This window comes from Streptomyces sp. T39 (genome assembly GCF_008042045.1).
In the GTDB taxonomy this organism is placed as follows: Bacteria; Actinomycetota; Actinomycetes; order Streptomycetales; family Streptomycetaceae; genus Streptomyces.
On record NZ_RDBP01000012.1, the window covers coordinates 1,179,434 to 1,184,424 of the forward strand.

General features: G+C 71.1%; 8 protein-coding genes. 3 read left to right on the forward strand and 5 right to left on the reverse strand.

The genetic code is table 11. The features are described 5' to 3' along the window. Nucleotides 1–428: phosphate ABC transporter ATP-binding protein (locus EAO77_RS06230; protein WP_147988983.1), on the forward strand; the 428-nt coding region annotated here is incomplete at its 5' end. Between the two features lie 439 nt (nucleotides 429–867). On the opposite strand, the gene EAO77_RS06235 is transcribed toward EAO77_RS06230, so the two are convergent. Both EAO77_RS06235 and EAO77_RS06240 read right to left on the reverse strand, forming a co-directional pair. After that, nucleotides 868–1,866: an inorganic phosphate transporter gene (locus EAO77_RS06235; RefSeq protein ID WP_147987078.1), complete on the reverse strand. Its 999-nt coding sequence runs from the start codon at nucleotides 1,864–1,866 to the stop codon at nucleotides 868–870. 5 nt (nucleotides 1,867–1,871) lie between these two features. Beyond that, nucleotides 1,872–2,492, reverse strand: coding sequence for a DUF47 domain-containing protein (locus EAO77_RS06240; RefSeq protein ID WP_147987079.1), 621 nt, complete (start codon nucleotides 2,490–2,492; stop codon nucleotides 1,872–1,874). A gap of 196 nt (nucleotides 2,493–2,688) precedes the next feature. On the opposite strand from EAO77_RS06240, the gene EAO77_RS06245 reads away from it, so the two are divergent. Next, a complete protein-coding gene (locus tag EAO77_RS06245) occupies nucleotides 2,689–3,033 on the forward strand; it encodes a metal-sensitive transcriptional regulator (protein WP_147987080.1) in 345 nt (114 codons plus the stop codon). Nucleotides 3,034–3,168: 135 nt separating this feature from the next. Here the strand turns inward: EAO77_RS06245 and EAO77_RS06250 are convergent, their stop codons facing one another. Further along, nucleotides 3,169–3,351, reverse strand: a complete 183-nt coding sequence (locus EAO77_RS06250) for a hypothetical protein (protein WP_147987081.1) — start codon at nucleotides 3,349–3,351, stop codon at nucleotides 3,169–3,171. Nucleotides 3,352–3,507: 156 nt separating this feature from the next. Beyond that, on the reverse strand, nucleotides 3,508–4,323 hold the full coding sequence (locus tag EAO77_RS06255) for a hypothetical protein (protein ID WP_147987082.1): 816 nt from the start codon (nucleotides 4,321–4,323) through the stop codon (nucleotides 3,508–3,510). A gap of 159 nt (nucleotides 4,324–4,482) precedes the next feature. Between EAO77_RS06255 and EAO77_RS38455 the strand changes: the two genes are divergently transcribed. Further along, the gene (locus tag EAO77_RS38455; protein ID WP_187283132.1) at nucleotides 4,483–4,647 is read left to right on the forward strand and encodes a hypothetical protein; all 165 of its coding nucleotides are present in this window, start codon (nucleotides 4,483–4,485) and stop codon (nucleotides 4,645–4,647) included. A 164-nt stretch (nucleotides 4,648–4,811) separates the two neighbouring features. Here the strand turns inward: EAO77_RS38455 and EAO77_RS38460 are convergent. Then, on the reverse strand, nucleotides 4,812–4,991 hold a 180-nt coding region (locus tag EAO77_RS38460), incomplete at its 5' end, for a hypothetical protein (RefSeq protein ID WP_222723668.1).

Genomic DNA, 4,991 nt, shown 5'->3' on the forward strand with positions numbered 1-4,991 from the left:
AGAAGAACCAGCTCGCCGACATCGTCGAGAAGTCCCTGCGCGGGGCCAACCTCTGGAACGAGGTCAAGGACCGCCTGAACAAGCCGGGCTCGGGCCTGTCCGGCGGTCAGCAGCAGCGCCTGTGCATCGCCCGCGCGATCGCGGTCGAGCCGGACGTGCTGCTGATGGACGAGCCCTGCTCGGCGCTCGACCCGATCTCGACGCTCGCGATCGAGGACCTGATCGGCGAGCTGAAGGAGCGCTTCACGATCGTCATCGTGACGCACAACATGCAGCAGGCGGCGCGGGTCTCCGACCGCACGGCCTTCTTCAACCTGGCGGCGGTCGGCCAGCCCGGCAAGCTGATCGAGATCGACGACACGGAGCGGATCTTCGCCAACCCGTCCGTCCAGGCGACCGAGGACTACATCTCGGGGCGCTTCGGATAAGCCGTCTGCGGGTGCTGCATGGCGGTGCCACCCGCAAGACGACGGGCCCGCCCCCTCTCCCAGGGGGCGGGCCCCTTCCTCTGCGTGGCCGACTCCATCAGCCCCCGCCGGCGTTCGAGGCGACCGCGCGGAGCGCGGTGCGTGCCGCGCGAGGTGGTGACGGAGTGGGTCGGATCCCCCGGTCACGGTCACCGCATCGCGCCGGTCCACGGGCAGGCCCCCGGGGCGGAGCCCCATGAGCCGCCGCCCCCGCGGCGTCCCCGCGCCCGGCGCGCGGATCCCACGGCCGCCAGGCCGTAGGGGCGGTCGAGGCGCGGGGCTCGCGAGCGGAGCCGCCGTGAAGACGTCGCGCCGGCGGGGCGGGCCCGGGGGACGGGAGAGCCCCGGCGCCCCCGGGAGGGGCGACGGGGCTCACACGGCACGCGTCACGGGCGCGGCGTCACCCGAAGATCAACCACACGATTCCGTAGCTCAGCGCGGCCACCGCCGCCGCCGCGGGCATCGTGATGAACCACCCCAGGATGATGTTCTTCGCCACGCCCCAGCGCACCGCGTTGATCCGCTTGGTCGCGCCGACGCCCATGATCGCCGAGGTGATCACGTGCGTCGTCGAGATCGGCGCGTGGAACAGGAACGCCGAGCCGAACATGATCGACGCGCCGGTCGTCTCCGCCGCGAACCCCTGCGGCGGGTCCAGCTCGATGATCTTGCGGCCGAGGGTGCGCATGATGCGCCAGCCACCGGCGTACGTGCCCAGCGACAGCATCACGGCACACGCGATCTTGACCCACACCGGGATCTCGTCGCCGGACTGCTCCACGTCCGCGATCACGAGCGCCATGACCACGATGCCCATGGTCTTCTGCGCGTCCTGGAGACCGTGGCCCAGCGCCATGCCCGCCGCCGAGACGGTCTGCGCGATGCGGAAGCCGCGCTTCGCCTTGTGCGGGTTGGTCCGCCGGAACATCCACATGATCGCGACCATCACCAGATAGCCGCAGATCAGGCCGACGAACGGGGAGACGAACATCGGGATGACGATCTTCTCCAGCACGCCGGTCCAGATCACGTCCGTCCCGCCGGCGAGCGCGGCGCCGACCATGCCGCCGAAGAGCGCGTGCGAGGACGAGGACGGCAGGCCGAAGTACCAGGTGACCAGGTTCCACACGATCGCGCCGACGAGGGCCGCGAACAGGATGCCCATGCCGCGGTCGCCGTGCGGGGTCTCGATGAGACCTTCACTGACGGTCTTGGCGACGCCCTGTCCGAGGAAGGCCCCCGCGAGGTTCATGACCGCGGCCATCGCCAGTGCCACGCGCGGCGTCAGCGCGCGCGTGGAGACGGAGGTCGCGATCGCGTTCGCGGAGTCGTGGAAGCCGTTGGTGTAGGTGAATCCGAGCGCGACACCAACGGTCACGATCAGGGCAAAGGTGTCCACGAAGCTCAGGACTCCTTGACCGCGATGGTCTCCACCGTGTTCGCCACGTGCTCGAACGCGTCCGCGGCCTCTTCGAGCACATCCACGATCTGCTTGAGCTTGAGGACCTCGATGGCGTCGTACTTGCCGTTGAAGAGGTGGGCGAGCAGCTTGCGGTGGATCTGGTCGGCCTGGTTCTCCAGCCGGTTGACCTCGATCCAGTACTCGGTGAGGTTGTCCATGGTCCGCAGGTGCGGCATGGCCTCGGCGGTGAGCTCGGCCGCCCTCGCCAGGACCTCGATCTGCTGCTCGACGCCCTTCGGCAGTTCCTCGACGTTGTAGAGGACGACGAGGTCGACGGCCTCTTCCATGAAGTCCATGATGTCGTCGAGGGACGACGCGAGGGAGTAGATGTCCTCACGGTCGAACGGCGTGATGAACGAGGAGTTCAGCTGGTGGAAGATCGCATGGGTCGCGTCGTCCCCGGCGTGCTCTGCTGCCCGCATCCGTTCCGCGATCTCGGCCCGGGCGGAGGACTCCGCTCCGAGCAGTTCCATCAGGAGCTTCGAGCCCGTGACGATGTTGTCCGCGGATGCGGCGAACATGTCGTAGAAGCTCGTCTCCCTGGGGGTCAGACGAAATCGCACGTGGGGTCCTCGGGGTGCTCTGGTTTTGGTCAGGCTGATGCTAGGCGCATCATCCGGCCACGGCTAACCGGCGACAACCCAGTGTCGCCCATCAACCGACGCGATCCGCACAGACCCCCACCGATTTCCCTGTGATTCGATACCATATACCCACGAGGGGTATACAACACCCCTTTCAGGACAACGGGAGGACGCGATGACGACCACCGAGGCGGCCGGCCCCCCGGTCACCGGCCACGAGACCGCTCACGACCACGGCGTGCACGGCTACCACAAGCAGAAGGACGAGCACCTCAAGCGGCTGCGCCGGATCGAGGGGCAGATCCGCGGCCTGCAGCGGATGGTCGACGAGGACGTCTACTGCATCGACATACTCACCCAGGTCTCGGCGTCCACGAAGGCGCTGCAGTCGTTCGCCCTCCAGCTGCTGGAGGAGCACCTGCGGCACTGCGTGGCGGACGCGGCGGTGAAGGGCGGCGACGAGATCGACGCCAAGGTCGAGGAGGCGACGAAGGCGATCGCCCGCCTTCTGCGCACCTGACCCGGCCGGCCGCCCGTTCTGTCCTGTTACGTACCGTTCCGCGGGAGACGAATCCCTCTCCCGCGGGACGGCACGATTGGCTTGATCACATCTTTCGGCCGGGGCACGGAGCCGAACCGCCGCTCGGCGGCGCCGTCAGCGGTGCGCCGGACCGGAATGCCGCTCCGCCGCCGTGCCCCACAGCACCTCGTCGATACGGGCCGGGCTCAGCCGCTCCTCGTCCACGGCCGACGCGGCGATCATCAGCTCGCCGCACAGCTCGATCTCGGCGAGGGCCACGCAGTCGTCCTGGACCGTCGTCGTACTGGGCGGAGCCACGTGCCGTCACCTCTTCCGGCCGATGTCGGTCCCTAGGCTAGGGACCGGATGGCGCAAAGCGCATGGCACGTCCGGACCATTTGCGCCGTGGCCATCCCGGGTGCCCTCGCCTCCCCCGGCCACCGCTGCGCACTCCCCGGCGCCCCCCGCACGGCGTCAGACCTCGACCTTTCCGGTGTAGATGTCCTGCTCGTCCGGCAGCCGCACCACGACCGGCTCCCCGAAGTCGAACAGGACCGTGGTGGACGTCACGGCCACCGCGCGCCCCTCGTTGGCGAAGGTGAACCGGTGCCGGACCTTGCGCAGCAGCCCCGCGTCGTCGAGATACACGTCGAACGGCACGGCACGGTTGGCGAACCCTTTCGCCGCGGCCGCCAGCGCCGGCCTGGCGTGGGGCCGCGCCGCCCGTGCCGCCCGCCCGATGTCCGTGGTGCCGCGGAAGTGCCGCACCCGCTCCCCCTCGACCTCGCTCTCGCCGACGAAGGTCACCTGCTCGGCGCCGCGCAGCAGTTCCGCCGCCGCGAGCGGGTCGGTGGCACCGCCGGTGACCAGGTTCCCGTCGTCGAGGGCGGCCGTGTCGACACGGACCCACTTGTCGGCGGGGACGCCCGCGCCCCGGTTCTTCATGTAGAGCGCGCCCGGGGTGAGCAGTTCGGTGATCGGCTCGTGCTCGTCGAGGCCCGCGGGGTCCGGTGGCAGGACCACCGTCAGCCGGCCGGTGCGGCGGGCGAAGTCGTAGCCGCCCTCGCCGCGGATGGTGACCCGGGTGCCGCCGGTGGCCATCTCCATCGCGGTGCGCGTCCGGGAACTGCGCGCCCGCTCCAGGGCGTCCGCCGCCCTGACGACCTCGTCCACGGCATCGACGTCGTCGGCGACCGCCCCCGCGCCCGTACACCCGGTGGCCGCCATCATCCCCATCACCGTCGCCGCGACGGCCATCGTTCCGCTCCTGCGTGTGTGCTGCGCCACCATCGCCTGCCAACCCCCAGAACGGGACCACTGCTTGGAGGCCGCCCCGTGAACCGGCCCCGCGGGCCCGGGGACGCCCCTCTTCCCTAACGACCGCCCGCTCGCCCCGTCACGCCGCCGGGGCCATTCCGGCGGCCCCGCGCCGCGCAGTACCGTGGACCCGTGCCCCAGCAGGACCCCGGCGCCGGCAGTCCGGCGCATCTCACCACCACCGTCGAACGCGGCTCCTTCGCCGTCGCCCGCTGCACCTGCGGCTGGTCGGGACCGGCGCGGCGCTCCAGGGACCGTGCCCGCACGGACGCCCGCACCCACACGGAAACCCCCTGAGGAGCCGAGCCCCCGGCGTACCGGCCCGACCCGGACGCGCCGGTCCGCCGGACGGCACGCCGCCGGCCCCGAACCCGCGGCCCGCGGCCGCCGTCTTCTCCTCCACGGGAGGCCCCATGGACCGGCGCGTCCGGGTCGGGCCGGTACGCCGGGGGCTCGGCTCCTCAGGGGGTTTCCGTGTGGGTGCGGGCGTCCGTGCGGGCACGGTCCCTGGAGCGCCGCGCCGGTCCCGACCAGCCGCAGGTGCAGCGGGCGACGGCGAAGGAGCCGCGTTCGACGGTGGTGGTGAGATGCGCCGGACTGCCGGCGCCGGGGTCCTGCTGGGGCACGGGTCCACGGTACTG